The organism is Rhizorhabdus wittichii (assembly GCF_017607425.1).
GTDB lineage: Bacteria > Pseudomonadota > Alphaproteobacteria > Sphingomonadales > Sphingomonadaceae > Rhizorhabdus > Rhizorhabdus wittichii.
Window position 1 is genome coordinate 5,438,390 of record NZ_CP059319.1, and the last position, 15,630, is coordinate 5,454,019.

Consider the following 15,630-nt stretch of genomic DNA (forward strand, 5'->3'; position numbering starts at 1 on the left):
GGCCATCCCGCCCCTGTCGGGCGGGTGGAAGGCACGGCATTCCCCTGACGAACGGGCCGCAGCGCGGCCGATCCACATCCAAGAGGAGCGGCAATGTCCGATATTTTCCGAGCCGAGGATTTCGAGCGCGTCCGCAAGCCGCTGGAGACTGCGCAGTGGATGCCGAAGCGCATGTATCTCGATCCCGCCGTGTTCGAGCGGGAGCGGGAGCGGATATTCAAGCGCGAATGGCTCTATGCCGCGCATGTCGGCGCGGTGGCGCGGCCGGGCGACTATGTCGCGCTGACCGTGGTCGGGGAGCCGGTGCTGGTGGTGCGCGGCAAGGACGGGTTGATCCGCACCTTCTTCAACGTCTGCAAGCATCGCGCGATGGCGGTGGCCAGCGGCGCGGGCAACGCCCCGGCGTTCGTCTGCCCCTATCATGCCTGGAACTACGACACGACGGGTCAGCTCCAGGTCGCGCCGGGCATGGGCAAGGCGGAGGGGTTCGATCCCTGCGCGGTCAGGCTCACCGAAATCCGCCACGAGATCGTCAACGGCATGATCTTCATCAATTTCGATGCCGATGCCGAGCCGCTGGCCGTGAGGATCCCCGACCTGATCGAGCTGATCAGCCCGTGGGACATCGGCGCGATGGAGCCGGTCCATCGGTCGGAGATCGAGGGTGACTATAATTGGAAGGTGATGCTCGAGAACGCCAACGAGAATTATCACACCATCGCCGTCCATCGCGACTCGTTCCACGCCATCTCGCCCGCCGAGCATTCCTATTCGTCAGACGGCCGGGGGCGGAACTGGCACGATCTCTACACACCCTATACCGGGCCGGAGCCGATGGTCGCGGGTCCCAGGATCGCGGGCGTGCCCGAATGGGCGGGGCAGCGGCTGTCCTTCTTCGCGCTCCACCCGCAATTCCTGATGTCGGTGAGCGAGGACAGCGTCAGCACCTATGTCACCGAGATCGTGGCGCACAGGAAGACGCGCTTCGTCTGGACGATGTACATGATGAACGGGGCCAAGGATCAGCCGGGCGCCGCCGAACATATCGCCGACATGGGCGCCTGGATCGATCGGATCAACAGTGAGGACCTGGTGATCTGCCGCGGCGTCCAGGCCGGGCTCGAATCCGACGGCTGGGAGCCGACCCGCTTCTCGCATCTCGAAAAGCCGATCTGGCAGTTCCAGAACTGGTATCTCGACCGGATGATCGATCCCCCGGCCGGGCTGAAGCTGGCGGCGCGGGGCTGAATTCGATCATGTCGGGCGGACAGAAGAAGTCCGGATGCAGGCAATATTGGTAAGTTTATCCGTAGAAAATAGTCGATGTGACTATTGAAGGGCGCTCGATCATTGCTTGACCTCGTCGAGGCGGTACGAAAAGGTCAAGTCTCACCCCCTGATTTGGACAATCCGCACCTGCCTGCCCCCGGCGAGCATCGATAGACGGGATACGTCGCAGAGACCGACTGGTCAGCAAGATCGGCATGCGCGACGATAAACAAACGAAAGGGCGGGAATGATGACGGTAGCAACCGCGCGGGGCGTGCTCCTTGCCTCGCTGGCTACGATCGCGATCGGCGGCCGGGCGATGGCGCAGACGGCGGAGGCGCCCGCGGCCGCCCCACCCCAGGAGGCAGCATCCGACGATGGCGGCCTGGGCGAGATCATCGTCACCGCGCAGAAGCGATCGGAGAATCTCCAGCGCGTGCCGGTGTCGGTCAGCGCGCTGTCCTCGGCGCAGCTCGACCAGCAGAAAATCCGCAACGTCACCTCGATCGTGTCGCAGATTCCCAGCCTGCAGGTGACCGGTCCGTTCAGCGACGGCCTGCCGGTCTTCTCGATCCGCGGCATCTCCTCGCTCGATTTCGGTCATAACCAGTCGAGCCCGGTCGCGCTCTATGTGGACGAGGTCTATAAGGGCCTGCCGGTCCTGTCGTCGCTCCAGATATTCGATCTCGACCGGGTCGAGGTGCTGCGCGGGCCGCAGGGCACGCTGTTCGGGAAGAACACCACCGGCGGCGCGGTCAACATCTTCACCAAGCAGCCCGATCTCGGGGATGGCTGGACCGGCTATCTGTCGGGCGGCATCGGCAACCTCGCGCGGCGCGAGGTTAACGGCGGCGCCAATGTGCCGCTGGTGGAGGACAAGCTCGCTGGCCGGATCGCCTTCTCCTACACCAATGTCGACGGCTTCGTGCGCAACCGGCTGCCCGGCAAGAAGGACCAGGGTTCGATCGACGATTTCGCCCTGCGCGCCAGCCTGCTCTACAAGCCGAGCGACGGGCTGCGCTTCCTGTTGCGCGGCACGCGGACCCGATCGACCCCCGATAATGCCTATGGCGGCCTCGCCAAGGACATCGGCGTGGCGGGGCCCGGCGGCGTCGGCTTCGGCACCGGCTATACCCGCGCCGGCCTCGGCTTCTTCGAGAATGAATCGGATCGGGACGGGGTCATCAACATCCACAACCAGGGTGTTTCGCTGACCACCAACTGGGACCTGAGCGACAGCGTCGCGCTCACCGCGGTGTCGGCCTATGACGAAGGCCGCTGGTTCTCGCAGGAGGACTCGGACGCGACGCCGTTTCGCATCCAGGAAGCGGATTTCTACAGCAGGGCCAAGGCCTATTCGCAGGACCTGCGCCTCGCCTCGACCAGTGACGGGCCGCTGCAATGGATGGTCGGCGCCTATTATTATCGCGACAAGGTCGATTTCCGGACGACCTACAAATTCTACTATGAATATGCGGGCGACGCCGACGGCAACGGCCAGCTTGACTGTTTCGACGACGGGCTGACCGGCTGCGGCTACGACAATGCCCTGCGCCAGGTCCGCACCAGCCTCGCCCTCTACACGCAGAACAGCTACAAGCTGGACTCCGGGCTCAGCTTTACCCTCGGCCTGCGCTACACCCATGACAACAACCGGCTGAAATCCTATCGCAGCACGCTGCGCTATCTCGATCCGGCGACCGGGCAGGAGGTGCTCAACGCCGCGGTGATCTTCGACCGGCCGCCCGTCGACAAGCTCAAGTCGGAGAATCTGAGCTGGAAGCTCGGCGTCTCGCAGGAGTTCGCCGGCGGCGCGCTCGCCTATGCCAATTACAGCCGCGGCTGGCGCGGCGGCGCGTTCAACGGCCAGGCCTTCTTCGCCGCGCAGGAGGTGACGGCGGTCGGGCCCGAGCGGCTCGACTCCTGGGAGGTCGGCCTGAAATATCAGACGCCCGACCGGCGCCTGCGCATCAACACCGCCGCCTTCTACTATATCTACCGCGACCAGCAGTTCATCGACGTCACGCCGAACTTCCTCCAGCTCCTGACCAGCGCGCCCAGGTCGCGGCTCTGGGGTGTCGAAGCCGACGTCGTGGCGCAGCCGCTCGATCCGCTGACCGTCCGCTTCAGCGTCGCCTATCTCAACGCCAAGTTTCGGGAGGTGACCGTCAGCGGCGTCGACCTTTCGGGCAAGCGGCTGATCCTGGCGCCGGAATGGACGCTGAGCGGCGGCATCGACTGGCGCCTGGCCGAAGGCGATTTCGGCGGCCTGTTGCTGCACACCGACTCCCGCTTCACCTCGCGCGTCTATTACAGCGCCTTCAACCTCCCGCTGATCAGCCAGAAGGCCAATTCGCTCCACGATGCGCGGTTGACCTGGCAGCTCCCGGGCAAGCGCCTCTCGTTGTCGGCCTGGATGAAGAACATCTTCAACGAGAAGACGCTGAACTTCGTCGCCGATCTGGGCGCCGGCTATAATTACAACTTCGCCCAGCGCGGCCGGCCCCGCGAATATGGCATCGAGGCACGCTTCGAATTCTGACGCAACATCGCAATGCCGGCGCCCATCCGAGCGACGCATCGCGCGCCGGCGCCGCCGGCCCGGCAGGAGGATTGTCCATGAAGGTTTTCGATCCCAGGGAGATCGACGCCGCGGTTTCGCGCGCGTTCGAGGAAGGCGACATCGAAGAGGCGCTGACGCTCTATGAGGAGGGCTGCGCCTTCGTCCGCTTCAGCGGCGAGGTCACCAACTCGGCGGCCGACATCCGCGCCGAGATCGGCGGCCTGATCGCGATGAAGCCGAAGGTGGCGCTGGACGAGGTCGCGGTGATCGAGAGCGTCGACGGCAAGCTCGCCACCACCCGGGCCCGGGGGCGGATCGACGGCACCGGGCCCGATGGTCAGCCGATGAGCGTACCATTCCACACCCTCGCGGTCGTCCGCAAGCAGGCGGACGGAAGCTGGCGCTTCGCGATCGACGACCCTCAGGGCAGCGCCAAATCCTGAGCCGGAATGATGCTGAAGCGAAGAGTCCGATCCAGAGTTGGAGAAAGTCCGATGTCCGATCCCCACAATCTGAAGCTCGTCGAACGCGTCATCGGCGCCTGGGAGACCAGGGACAGCCAGGCCTTTTTCGAGCTGTTCCATCATGATGTCGTCTATGACGACGTGCCGCTGGGCAAGGTCATGAAGGGTCATGGCCAGTTCCGCGAATTCTACGAAACGAGCATCATCGCCTTTCCCGACATCGCCATGAAACTGGTGGCCGCGACCGCCGATGCCAGGGCCGGCGGCGCGGAATGGACGCTGTCGGGCACCTTCACCGGCGAAACCGAGCTGCTGGGCAAGCCGACCGGCAAGCGCTTCGAGATCCGCGGCGCGTCCTTCCTGCGGTTCGAAGACGGCAAGATCAGCTATCTCGCCGATTATTGGGACATGGTCGCGCTGTCGACGCAGCTCGGCATCGGCGGCTGACGATTTACGCCCGCCGCGGTCCGGCATAGCTTGGTTCACGGGCGGACCGGACCCGCCAGCTCCCGTTCCGGCCCGGAGCGCGGGGCATCGGCGCAGAAGGACCTGCCCGCCGATGACTGCTTCCACCGCGCTGAGTCCGGCGCAGAACGTCGCCCTGATCGTGGTGAGCCCGCTCGCATGGCTCACGATCACCCTGCTGCCCTATGAGGTCACCGCGCTGGCGGTCGACTATCGCATGGGGCCGTCGGCGGCCGGCTGGATCGCTGCTTGCGAACTGCTTGCCCTCGCGCTCACCGTGGTGTCGATCAGCCCGCGCATCGTCGCGCTCGACAAGCGCCGGCTGACTCTCGCCGGGATCGCGCTGGCGCTCCTCGCCTCGGCCGGATCGATCGTCGTCGCGGACACATCATGGCTGATCCCGCTGCGGCTGTTCTTCGGGATCGGGTCGGGCCTGATCGCGGCCGCGACCAACGCGCTGTCGGTCTTCGCGCGCCATCCCGAGCGGACGATCGCCTGGATGCAGATCATGATCGCGATCAACTTCGGCGTGTCGATCTATGGCGCCGGCACCCTGGCTGCGCCGGTGGGTCGCGAGGCGACCTTCCTGGTCGAACTGCTGCTGCTCGCGACGGTCGGCGGCGCGGGTTTCCTTCTGTCCCCTGGCGTCGCCGCTTCCGCCGGTGCGGCCGGCGGGGGGCCGAGCCGGCTGCCGCGCGGATTGCTGCGGGCGCTCGGCGCGCTCGCGCTGATGTACTTGTCGCAAGCGGCGGTCTGGGCCTATGCCGAGCAGGCGGGAACGGGCGTCGGCTTCGGTGCGGTCGATCTCGCGCTGCTGCTCACCATCGCCGCTTTCACCACTCCGTTGGGCGGGTTCGCCGCCGCGGCGATGCGCGACCGGTTCGGTCATGCGCTGCCGCTCGCGATTGGCTTCGGCGTGCAGATGTTCGTCGCCTTCACCGTCTACTGTCTGAGGTCGGTCGAGGCCTATGCGGCCGGGATCATGGTCTTCAACATGACCACCCCCTTCACGACATCCTATCTGATGAGCCTGCTCGCCGGTCTCGATGAGAGCGGGCGGGGGACGTCGCTGGGCGGCAGCGCTATCAATTTCGGCGCGGCGGCCGGTCCGGCGCTGGCGGCGCTGCTGGTGGTGATGCCCAGCCGGGCGCCGATTGGGCTGTTGTCGATCGCGGTGCTGGCGATCGGCCTCGCTTTGGCCCTGTCCGCGCGGCGCGAGCTGCCGGTGCCCGCCCGAGCCTGAAGAAGGGAGGGGTGCCGCCCGGTGCTTTGGCCTCCCCCCACCTCGTGAAACCGCACCCGCGACGCCAGCATGGCGCCCGGGCGCTTTTCCGGGAGGTTGGCATGGGCGGGATGGTTGTCGGCCGGCGCGGGTGATCGCGGGCGGGGTCGGGCTGTTGGCGGGGCTTCGGCGAGGTCGACGGTGGCGGCCGATCGGCCGATCGACGTCTGGTGATCGGCGGCGGTCTCGCCGGTCTGATCGCCGCGCGCGACCTTGCCAAGGACGGGCATCGCGTCCTGATGCTCGAAGCACGGCCCCGGCTCGGCGGCCGGGTCGCCTGGGATCAGCTTGCCGGGCAGGCGGTCGACAGCGGCGGGACATGGTTCCACTGGCACCAGGCGGCGATCTGGCGCGAAGTGCAACGCTACGAACTAGAGGTGGTCGAACGGCCGGTTGCCGACCGCTATTTCATCGGGGTCGGCGGCGCCTTCCGCGCGATGACGCCGGAGGAACTCGACGGCCGACTGCGGCGCGGCCTCGCCGCCTTCTGGGGTGATCCCGCGCTTCAGGCGGCGCTCGCCACCCCTTTCGCCGTCCAGGCCAGCGGCGATCGCCTCGCCGCGCTCGATCGGATGTCGGTCGAGGACCGACTGCGCGCGATCCGGCTCGATCCGGTCGACGATAGCGCACTGCGGGCGATCTTCAGCGATTTCGGCCGGCCGCTCGATCAGGTGAGTCTTGCCTGGGCGATGCAGCGCATGGCCAACGGCCTATGGACCTATGAGAGCTTCATGGCGCTGTTCGCGGTCTATCGGCTGCGCGGCACGATGCGTGCGCTGTGCGAGGCGATCCGTGCCGACGGCGGGTTCGATCTTCGGCTCGACGCGCCGGTGACGCAGGTGGTGCAGGGCGCCGGGGGCGTTTCGGTCCGCACCGCCGACGGCACGGCCTTCGCCGCCCGCGCCGCGGTGGTCGCCACCCCGGTCGAGGCGTGGCGCGCGATCCGCTTCTCGCCAGAACTTCCCGCCGATCATCGCCAGGCGGCGGCCGAGGGCATGGCCGCGCCGCGCCTCTGTAACTTCATCCTGCATGTGCGGGACCTGCCGGGGGTGGTGAACAGCTTCGCGCCAGCCGGCATCGAGCCGTTCGAGTTCACCTTCACCCACAGCACCATCGACGACGGCCAGTTGCTGTCGGCCTATGCGATGGAGGGCGCGATCGGCGTTCGTGACGGCGCGGCGCGGCTGGAGACAGCGCTGCGCCGTTTCGTCCCGGAGGCTCGTCTGGCCGGCTTCGTTGGCCATGACTGGGGCCGCGAGCCCTTCTCGCTGGGCGGCAGCGGATCGCTCAAGCTCGGGCAGATGGCCCGCTTCGTCGACCGGCTCGACCGGCCGATCGGGCGGCTGTGCTTCGCCGGGGCGGACTTCGCCCCGCAATTCGCCGGCTTCCTGACCGGAGCGATCGAATCCGGCGCCCGCGCGGCACGCCGGATCGGCGGGATTCTGGGGCGGGGCTGAGCCGCGGGCGCCCTTTGGCCAACCCTAACCTCGCCGCTGTCAGGCGCCCGTTGCATCGCTTGTCCATCGACCAGTCATAGCCAAGACATTGGAGTCCATAATGCAGATCGGTATCCAGCTTCTGTTCCAGGGGCGCCCTGGAACGGACGATAGCGAAATATATCGTCGAGAACTCGATATAGCGATCGAAGGCGAGGCCATGGGCTTCGACATGCTGATGCCGGTCGAGCATCACTTCTTCGATTATGCGATGGTGCCCGACAACGCCCAGTTGCTAAGCTATATTGCAGGGAAGACGAAGCGCATCAAGTTGATGCCGGCAGCCTTCATCCTGCCCTGGAACGATCCGCTGCGCGTCGTCGAGAAGGCGATCATGCTCGACTATGTCTCGGACGGTCGGGTGATCATCGGCATGGGGCGCGGCCTCGCCAAGCGCGAGTTCGACGCGCTGCGGGTGCCCTTCTCGGAATCGCGCCAGCGCTTCGACGAGGCGGCCGAGATCGTGCTGAACGGCCTGGAGACCGGCTTCGTCGAGGCCGATACCCACTTCTACAAGCAGCCGCGCATCGAGGTCCGCCCGCGCCCGTCGCGCAGCTTCAAGGGGCGCGTCTACATGGTCGGCATGTCGCCCCAGTCGGTCGAGGCCGCCGGCGCGCTGGGCCTGGGCTGCATGAAATTCTCGAACGCGCCCTGGGCCGTCGCGGCGGCCGACGTCCAGCGCCACCGCGACATCTATCGCGCTGCGAACGGTGCCGCCGCGCCGCCGCCGATCACGTCCGACCTGATGTTCGTCGACAAGGACCTGAAGCGCGCCGAGGACATGGCCCGCACCTACATGGCCGGCTATTATGTCCAGGTGCTGGAGCATTATGAGCTGCTCAGCGAGAATTTCGCCCAGTCGGGCGGCGCCTATGCCTCCTATGCCGAAATGGCCAGGACATTGCGCGAGACCGACCAGCAGGCGGTGATCGACGCCTATCTCGAAGCCAATCTGTGGGGCGATCCCGCCCGGATCATCGACAAGCTGCGCGAGCGGCGCGAGCTGATCGGCGACTTCGACCTCGCGGTTTCGCTCGGTTATGCCGGCATGCCCTATGACGACGTCTACGCCTCGCGGAAGCTGTTCGTCGACAAGGTGATGCCCGAGATCAAGGGCTGGTGATCCGCCGGCCGGCGTCCCTTTTTCCAAACCGCGCTATCTTGCTGGAGGCCGCTCATGAAGAGCCAGGATCTTACCGTCGTCCATAATGGAACCGCCCTGACCGGACGGCTCATCTGGGACGAGACGCGGACGGGCGAGCGGCCCGGCGTCCTCGTCATCCACGAGGCCACCGGCCTCGGCGAGCACGCGATCGAGCGTGCCGAGCGGATCGTCCGAGAGTTCGGCTATGTCGCCTATGCGATGGACGAATTCGGCGAGACGCCGGGCGACATGGACGCGATCCTCGGCTGGATCGGCAAGCTGCTGGGCGATCCGGCCGAGCTGCACGGCCGGCTGGCCGCCGCGCTGCGCGGGCTGGCCGAGCAGCCGATGGTCGACCCCGACCGGCTGGCGGCGATCGGCCATTGCTTCGGCGGCACCTCGGCGATCGAGCTGGCAGGGACGGGCGCGGACCTGAAGGCGGTCGTCGGCTTCCACGCCGGCCTCCAGGGCACCGGCCACGTCGATGCGGCCGCGATCCGCGGCAAGCTGCTGATCTGCAACGGCGCGCAGGACCCGTTCGTGACGCCGGAGATCCTGCAGGCCTTTACGGGCGAGATGATCGCCGGCGGAGTCGATTGGCAGATGAATCTCTACGGCCGCGCCCGTCACAGCTTCACCAACCGCGACGCCGATGCGCTCGGATCGGAGGCCTATGCCTATGATGCCGATGCCGACCGCCGCTCGTGGGAGGCGATGCGCGCGCTGTTCCTCGAAGTGCTGGGCTGACCGGCATGGGCATGGCGTTGCAGCGCGAGGCTTGCCTGATCGATGGCGAATGGGTGTCGGGCGACGACTGGATCATCGTCGACAACCCCGCCACCGGCGCCGCCCTTGGCCGTGTGCCGAAGCTGGGTCGGGAGGAGACCGAGCGCGCGATCGCCGCGGCCGAGCGCGTCCAGCCGGCGTGGAGCGCGCTGCTCGCCGCCGATCGCGCCCGCATCCTGCGCCGCTTCCACGACCTGATGATCGAGCGGATCGACGATCTGGCCGCGCTGCTGACCGCCGAGCAGGGCAAGCCGATCGTGGAGGCGAAGGGCGAGATACGCTACGCCGCCGCCTTCATCGAATGGTATGCCGAGGAGGCGAAGCGCATCTATGGGGAGGTTGTCCCGCCGCACGCCGCCGACAAGCGCATCATCGTCCTGAAGCAGCCGATCGGCGTGGTCGCGGCGATCACGCCCTGGAACTTCCCGGCGGCGATGATCACCCGCAAGATCGGCCCCGCGCTGGCGGCCGGCTGCACCGCGATCGTCAAGCCGGCGTCGCAAACCCCGTTCACCGCGCTCGCCATCGCCGCGCTGGCGGAGGAGGCGGGCATTCCGGCGGGCGTGCTCAACGTCGTCACCGGCGGCGCGGCCGATATCGGCGGGGCGCTGCTCGACAGTCTGGCGGTCCGCAAGCTCAGCTTCACGGGATCGACCGAGGTCGGCGCGGCGCTCTATGCCCGGTCGGCGCCGACCATCAAGAAGTTGAGCCTCGAACTGGGCGGCAACGCGCCCTTCATCGTCTTCTCCGACGCCGACATCGATGCGGCGGTCGAAGGGGCGATCGCCTCCAAGTTCCGCAATGCCGGGCAGACCTGCGTCTGCGCCAACCGCCTCTACGCCCAGGCCGACATCTACGACGCCTTCGTGGAGCGGCTGGCCGAGGCGGCGGCGGCGCTCAGGGTCGGCGACGGCCGTGCCGCCGATACCCAGATCGGCCCGCTGATCGACGCCGCCGCCGTCGCGAAGGTGGAGGAGCATGTCGCCGATGCGCTGGACAAGGGCGGCGCGATCGTCACCGGCGGCCGGCGCGGTCCGTTCGGCGATCGCTATTACGTCCCCACCGTGATCCGCGACGTCACTCAGGACATGCTGGTCACGCGGGAGGAGACCTTCGGGCCGGTGGCGCCCGTGATCCGCTTCGAACGCGACGAGGATGTGGTGGCGATGGCCAATGCCACGCCGTTCGGCCTCGCCGCCTATTTCTACGCGCGCGACATCGGCCGCATCTGGAAGGTGGCCGAGGCGATCGAGGCCGGGATCGTCGGCGTCAACACCGGCCTGATCTCGACCGAGGTCGCGCCGTTCGGCGGCGTCAAGCTGTCGGGTCTCGGTCGCGAGGGATCGCGCCACGGGATCGAGGAGTATCTCGAGATCAAATATATCTGCCTGGGCTTCTGATCGCGCGGGAGCCGACGACCCCGGCCCCGCGATTGGCCTTCGATGACCTGTCTGCCGACCGGCCCCCATTGCACCTTTCCCGAGCCGCCGCCGCGCAGCGAAGCGCGGGATGCGGATATTCTCAAGAGGACAGGCAATGGCCAGAATTCTGATATTGGGCGCGACCGGCAACATCGCGTCGATCGTCACCTCCATCCTAGCCGAGGAAGGCCGGCACCAGTTGCGGCTGTCGAGCACGCGCGACGAGGGCGTCGAGCAACTCAAGGCACTCTATCCCGAGGCCGAGGTCGTCAAGGCCGACTGGCACGACCAGGCGAGCCTGCCGGCCGCGCTGGAAGGGGTGAATCGGGTGCTGATCATCACCCCCGACTTCATCACCGACGAGGTCGTGGCGACCAGCAACATCCTGGAAGCGGCCAAGGGCGCGCCGATCGACCTGATCGTCCGCCACATCGCCGTCTATCCCGGCGTCACCGATGCCGACATCACCGAGGAATGGTTCGCGACGCGCACCGGCAGCGCGCTCAAGAACGTCACCATCCCGCTCCATCGTCGCAGCGGTCTGCCGACGACGCTGATCAACGTTTCCGCCTGGATCGGCTTCAACCTGATGTGGTTCGCCGAGTCCGACATCCAGGACAAGCGCTACCTTCCGCTGCCGGCGCGGCTCGACGCGCGGCGCACCTGGATCTCCGAGAGCGATATCGCCAGGGTCGCGGCCAAGGTGCTGAGCGACGGGCCGGCCACCCATGCAGGCCAGGAATATGTGCTGACCGGCACCGAGAAGATCGGCTTCGACGACGTGGTCGCGATGTTGAGCGACGAGGTCGGCGAGACGGTCGAGCTGCGCGACACCGAGGATGGCCTGCGCCGCGCCGCGGGCGCCAACTCGGAGCAGCTCATCTCCTACATAAGCTGCGAGCGACGGCATTGCGGCAATGTCGATCCCGATCCCACCTTCGAGCGGCTGATGGGTCGCCCGCCGCAATCGCTGCGCGCTTATATCGCCGAGAACCGCGACTATTTCGCCTGACGCGCCGGCCAATAAGGAAGCCCGCCCGATCAATGATCGGGCGGGCTTTTCGTATCCGCTCGGGGGAAAGGCGGACGCGGTTCAGCGCGATGCGGTCGGCTGGCCCTTCTGCGCCTGATAGGCGTCCCAGGCGGCGTCGAGGACAAAGGCGCGCAGCGCGCCCGATTCCTCCTCGGTTACCAGGTCGAAGAACATCGGCATGCCCTTGTCCTGCAGCGCGCCGCCGCGGACGATGCCCTCGAACCCGTCATAGGTCGCGATCGAGGCGCGTCGCAGGTCGGGCACCGATCCCGTCACCGCATGGGCGCCGGCGCCATGGCACAGGTCGCAGGAGCGGGTTTCGAACAGCATCCTGCCCTTGGCCGCCAGCGCCGCGTCGGGGCGCGGATAGGGCGGCTTGGCGAAGGGCCTGGCCGAGGCCGTGGCCATCGCCGGCGCGGCTGCCCTGGCGTCGAGGCGGAACGCGAAGATCCGGGGCGGGCCGTTGGTGTCCGCCCGTCCATAGAGGCCCGGAAAGGCGCGGACGGCGGCCGAGGTGCCGGGCGGGCCGGCGACGACGATCAGCGTCTGGACCCCGTCGATGTCGACCGTCACCGGAGCGGCGGCGATGGCCGACCCCGTCTTGAACGACCAGAGCTGCACGCCGTCCGAGGCGCGATAGGCGCGCAGCACGCCGTCGGCGCCACCCTGGAAGACGATGTTGCCGGCGGTCGACAGCACGCCGCTGCCCAGCGGTATGGTGCCGGCGGTCTGCCAGCGCGCCTTCTGCCGGATCGGATCCCAGGCGACGAGCGGCCACTTGGCCTGGTCCATGTGGCTCAGGTAACGGGTGTAGGTCGCGCCGCCGACCGACGAACCGACCGAGGCGGTCTTGTCGATCTCCATCTGGGTCGGCAGGTCGAGCGTCGGGATGTAGACCAGCCCCGTGCCCGGATCATAGCTCATCGGGTTGAAGTTGTGGGCGCCGAGCGGACCGGGGAAGACGACGGCGCCGCCATCCTTCTTCCAATATTCGGCCTCCGGGTTCATCACCGGCCGACCGGTTTTGCCGTCGATCTCCTTCGCCCAGTTCACCGGCACGAAGTTGTTCGGCTTGTTGACCAGCGTTCCGTCGAGGGCGTCGAGGACGTAGAAGAAGCCGTTCTTCGGCGCCTCCATCACCACCCGGCGCTTCCTGCCGCCGATCTCCATGTCGGCGATCACCATCGGCATGGTCGGCTCGAGGTTCCAGCCGTCGTCGGGCGTGGTCTGGTAGTGCCAGACATATGCGCCGGTGTCGGCCTTCACCGCGACGATCGAGTTGGTGAACAGCTCGTCACCGCGTCTGGCGCCACGGTTCATCGGGTTCCACGGGGTGGCGCCGCCGACGCCGATGTAGAGCAGCCTGGTGACCGGATCATAGGTCATGTCCTCCCAGACGCTGCCGCCCGCGGCGGTGCGCAGGAACACCGGGTCCCAGGTCTTCGCGGCCATCTTCATGGTCGGGTCGGTCGGGTCGGGGCCGTCGGGGATGGTGTCGAAGCGCCAGAGCCGCTTGCCGGTCTCCAGGTCGAACGCCACGACATAGCCGCGCGCGGTGCCAAGATCGGCATTGTTGGGCCCGACGAACACCTTGCCGCCGCCGACGCGCGGGGCGGAGGTGATCGTATAATCGCCTTGATCGGGGCAGGCGCGCGCCTCCCACTGCTTGGCCGCGGTCCTGGCGTCGATCGCGATCACCCGGCAATCGCCGGTGGTCAGCACGATCTTGCCATTGCCATAGCCCAGGCCGCGCGTGATCCGGTTGCCCCAGGAAGCGAGCAGCGCGCTGCCGAAGCGGACCTTGGGATCGAACGCCCACAGCAGCTTGCCGGTGCGCAGGTCGTGGGCATAGACGATGTTGAGCGTGCTGATGACGTAGCTGACCCCGTCGACGACGATCGGCGTGCCGACCGGGCCGTCGGGGGAGGGGATGTCGGCGTACCAGGCCAGGCCGAGCCGGCCGATGCTCTGCTCGTCGATCTGCTCCAGCGGGCTGAAATGCTGCCCTTCGGCATTGCCGCCGCGATATTCCCACTGCACCGGCGGCCTTGACCCGCCGACCGCCGCGCAGCCCATGGCGATCAGGGCCGCCGCCACGCCGGTCATCGTCATGGCTCGTTTCGAAATCTTCATCGCGCTCTCCCTCTGCGGACGATTGTCACGCGGCGGCGGCGGGCGGCGCGAGGTGGGGGGAGGCCAATATCGCGTGGCGGGCTGATCAGGTGGAGCGGATGATCGCGGTCGAGCCAAACAGCCCGTCTGGATCATAGGTCCGCTTGAGCGCGGTGAGCCGGGCATAGTCACCGGCGAAGCAATTGCGCGACAGCGCCTCGTCCACGAAGCTGTTCGCCAGCACCGAGGCGCGCGTGGCGAGGCCGGCGGCGACGAAGCGGCCGATCACGCCTTCTGCCCAGCCGGCATGGTGCGCGTCCCGCGCCGGATCCCGCCACAGCGCGACCGCCTCCAGGTCATAGCCGCCGCGCAGGCTGTAGGCATTGGGCGGATCGGCCGGGTGCTCCATCGCCGCGTCGGTGGGATAGAAGAGGATCATCGCCGCGGGCTCGCCGTCGATCGGGGCCGGCCGGCCGGGATCGGCGGCGAGGCGGGGCAATGCGTCGAGCATCAGCGCGATCGAGGTCTCGTCGAGCGCGTGCAGCTCGCGCTGGGCGATATGGAAGCGGATGTCGGGAGGGAAGGCCAGGCAGTCGTGCAGGCCGACCCAGTCCATCCGATCGACGTTCGACGCGCGCGGCTTCACGATCCGGTCGAGCGCATCGAGATCGCGGCGGGCCTCCTCCTCGCTGCCGGTCAGCGCGAACAGGTAGGACAGGCGCGGTTCGCCTCCCGCCGCGTCGAGGAACAGGCTGCCCAGCAGCCAGGGGAGCGGCGAGGCCCAGCGATGATCGCGGTAGAGGCGCATCGCCGCCGCGGCATCGCGCCCGTCATATTCAATAGCGCAGGCGTGGATGAGGGGCGGCACCGCATGCACCCGCATCTCGGCCGCGACGACGATGCCGAAATTGTCGCCGGCGCCGCGCATCGCCCAGAACAGGTCGGGATGCTCGTCGCGCGACACGCGGATCATCCGTCCGTCGGCGAGCAGCAGATCGAGCGACAGGACGTTGTCGCACATATTGCCGTGGCGGGGGGACAGATAGCCCTGCCCGGCGAACAGGGCGGCGCCGACCAAGCCGATGTCGTTGCCCGCGCAGGTCACCGGTGCCAGCCCGGCGGGAACGGTGGCGCGCAGCACCCGGCCGGTGCGCGCGCCGGGCTCGATCCGCACCGTCCGCCGATCCGCGTCGAGGGTGACGCCGTTCATGGCCGAGAGATCGATCAGCACGCCGTCGTCGAGCGTCGAGCGGCCGGTGAAGCCGTGCCCGCCGCTGCGCACCGCGATCGGCAACCGTCGGTCGCGTGCGAAGCGCAGCGCGGCGCGGACATCGTCGGCCGATCGGCATCGCAGGATCGCGCCGGGCCGCTTGTCCGCGCGCCGGTCGAACACGCGCCGGGCCTCGTCATAGCCGGGCATGCCCGCCGCGATCAGCTCGCCTTCGAAACCGGAAGGAATGTCCATCGTCGTTGCCCATGCTGCCCGGCCGTCGCGGCCCTGGGACCATCGGGTAGTGGCCGGCCACGGGGCGGCAATGTGACGGCTGGCCATTTCGCGCGGGTGCGCCGAGTTTCGGTTTTGGTCGCTGTTAACC

The 15,630-nt window shown here is 67.7% G+C and carries 12 protein-coding genes; 10 read left to right on the plus strand and 2 right to left on the minus strand.

Annotation, left to right across the window (positions count from 1 at the left end):
- Positions 1-93 precede the first annotated feature (93 nt).
- The 10 genes from HRJ34_RS25825 to HRJ34_RS25870 all read left to right on the plus strand — a co-directional run bounded on the left by HRJ34_RS25825 (position 94) and on the right by HRJ34_RS25870 (position 11,902).
- Positions 94-1,248, plus strand: coding sequence for an aromatic ring-hydroxylating oxygenase subunit alpha (locus HRJ34_RS25825; protein WP_208632858.1), 1,155 nt, complete (start codon positions 94-96; stop codon positions 1,246-1,248).
- Positions 1,249-1,519: 271 nt separating this feature from the next.
- Complete coding sequence (locus HRJ34_RS25830; protein ID WP_226948957.1) at positions 1,520-3,811, plus strand: TonB-dependent receptor; 2,292 nt, start codon at positions 1,520-1,522, stop codon at positions 3,809-3,811.
- 77 nt (positions 3,812-3,888) lie between these two features.
- Positions 3,889-4,275 (plus strand): YybH family protein, encoded by a 387-nt coding sequence (locus HRJ34_RS25835; protein WP_208632860.1) that lies wholly within the window; start codon positions 3,889-3,891, stop codon positions 4,273-4,275.
- 51 nt (positions 4,276-4,326) lie between these two features.
- Positions 4,327-4,743 (plus strand): ester cyclase, encoded by a 417-nt coding sequence (locus tag HRJ34_RS25840; protein ID WP_208632861.1) that lies wholly within the window; start codon positions 4,327-4,329, stop codon positions 4,741-4,743.
- 112 nt (positions 4,744-4,855) lie between these two features.
- Positions 4,856-6,004, plus strand: coding sequence for an MFS transporter (locus HRJ34_RS25845; RefSeq protein ID WP_208632862.1), 1,149 nt, complete (start codon positions 4,856-4,858; stop codon positions 6,002-6,004).
- A gap of 209 nt (positions 6,005-6,213) precedes the next feature.
- Complete coding sequence (locus HRJ34_RS25850) at positions 6,214-7,500, plus strand: flavin monoamine oxidase family protein (protein ID WP_226948958.1); 1,287 nt, start codon at positions 6,214-6,216, stop codon at positions 7,498-7,500.
- Positions 7,501-7,600: 100 nt separating this feature from the next.
- The gene (locus HRJ34_RS25855) at positions 7,601-8,662 is read left to right on the plus strand and encodes an LLM class flavin-dependent oxidoreductase (protein WP_012050334.1); all 1,062 of its coding nucleotides are present in this window, start codon (positions 7,601-7,603) and stop codon (positions 8,660-8,662) included.
- A gap of 54 nt (positions 8,663-8,716) precedes the next feature.
- A complete protein-coding gene (locus tag HRJ34_RS25860) occupies positions 8,717-9,430 on the plus strand; it encodes a dienelactone hydrolase family protein (protein WP_208632863.1) in 714 nt (237 codons plus the stop codon).
- Positions 9,431-9,435: 5 nt separating this feature from the next.
- Complete coding sequence (locus HRJ34_RS25865; RefSeq protein WP_208632864.1) at positions 9,436-10,869, plus strand: NAD-dependent succinate-semialdehyde dehydrogenase; 1,434 nt, start codon at positions 9,436-9,438, stop codon at positions 10,867-10,869.
- A 136-nt stretch (positions 10,870-11,005) separates the two neighbouring features.
- Positions 11,006-11,902 carry an SDR family oxidoreductase gene (locus HRJ34_RS25870; RefSeq protein ID WP_029992373.1) on the plus strand — a complete coding sequence of 299 codons (897 nt, stop codon included), beginning with the start codon at positions 11,006-11,008 and terminating at the stop codon, positions 11,900-11,902.
- An 81-nt stretch (positions 11,903-11,983) separates the two neighbouring features.
- Here the strand turns inward: HRJ34_RS25870 and HRJ34_RS25875 are convergent, their stop codons facing one another.
- Entirely contained in the window at positions 11,984-14,035 is a 2,052-nt protein-coding gene (locus HRJ34_RS25875; protein ID WP_226948959.1) for an outer membrane protein assembly factor BamB family protein, read from the minus strand.
- A 106-nt stretch (positions 14,036-14,141) separates the two neighbouring features.
- The gene (locus tag HRJ34_RS25880; RefSeq protein ID WP_208632866.1) at positions 14,142-15,500 is read right to left on the minus strand and encodes an FAD-binding oxidoreductase; all 1,359 of its coding nucleotides are present in this window, start codon (positions 15,498-15,500) and stop codon (positions 14,142-14,144) included.
- Between the last annotated feature and the right edge of the window lie 130 nt (positions 15,501-15,630).